Source organism: Streptomyces sp. NPDC046759, assembly GCF_040645475.1.
Classification (GTDB): Bacteria; Actinomycetota; Actinomycetes; order Streptomycetales; family Streptomycetaceae; genus Streptomyces.
Map to the genome: position 1 here is coordinate 3,996 of NZ_JBEYYJ010000073.1, position 1,233 is coordinate 5,228.

1 rRNA gene (cut by a window edge) is annotated in these 1,233 nt (G+C 56.7%); it reads left to right on the top strand.

The annotated features are described in order from the left end of the window. Positions 1–1,187: ribosomal RNA gene (locus tag ABZ919_RS41400) — 23S ribosomal RNA — on the top strand; it begins 2,021 nt to the left of the window's first position. The last annotated feature ends 46 nt before the right edge of the window (positions 1,188–1,233 follow it).

The window sequence follows — 1,233 nt, forward strand, 5'->3', positions numbered from 1 at the left end:
GAGGACTTGCTCCTCGAGCTGGGGGTGGCCGCAGAGACCAGCGAGAAGCGACTGTTTACTAAAAACACAGGTCCGTGCGAAGCCGTAAGGCGATGTATACGGACTGACGCCTGCCCGGTGCTGGAACGTTAAGGGGACCGGTTAGCTCACTTTCGGGTGGGCGAAGCTGAGAACTTAAGCGCCAGTAAACGGCGGTGGTAACTATAACCATCCTAAGGTAGCGAAATTCCTTGTCGGGTAAGTTCCGACCTGCACGAATGGCGTAACGACTTCTCGACTGTCTCAACCATAGGCCCGGTGAAATTGCACTACGAGTAAAGATGCTCGTTTCGCGCAGCAGGACGGAAAGACCCCGGGACCTTTACTACAGTTTGATATTGGTGTTCGGTTCGGCTTGTGTAGGATAGCTGGGAGACTGTGAAGCAGGCACGCCAGTGTTTGTGGAGTCGTCGTTGAAATACCAGTCTGGTCGTGCTGGATGTCTAACCTGGGTCCGTGATCCGGATCAGGGACAGTGTCTGATGGGTAGTTTAACTGGGGCGGTTGCCTCCTAAAGGGTAACGGAGGCGCCCAAAGGTTCCCTCAGCCTGGTTGGCAATCAGGTGTTGAGTGTAAGTGCACAAGGGAGCTTGACTGTGAGACCGACGGGTCGAGCAGGGACGAAAGTCGGGACTAGTGATCCGGCGGTGGCTTGTGGAAGCGCCGTCGCTCAACGGATAAAAGGTACCCCGGGGATAACAGGCTGATCTTCCCCAAGAGTCCATATCGACGGGATGGTTTGGCACCTCGATGTCGGCTCGTCGCATCCTGGGGCTGGAGTCGGTCCCAAGGGTTGGGCTGTTCGCCCATTAAAGCGGTACGCGAGCTGGGTTTAGAACGTCGTGAGACAGTTCGGTCCCTATCCGCTGTGCGCGTAGGAGTCTTGAGAAGGGCTGTCCCTAGTACGAGAGGACCGGGACGGACGAACCTCTGGTGTGCCAGTTGTTCTGCCAAGGGCATGGCTGGTTGGCTACGTTCGGGAGGGATAACCGCTGAAAGCATCTAAGCGGGAAGCCTGCTTCGAGATGAGGACTCCCACCCACTTGATGGGGTAAGGCTCCCAGTAGACGACTGGGTTGATAGGCCGGATCTGGAAGCCAGGTAACTGGTGGAGGTGACCGGTACTAATAGGCCGAGGGCTTGTCCTCAGTTGCTCGCGTCCACTGTGTTGGTTCTGAAACCACGAACAGCCCC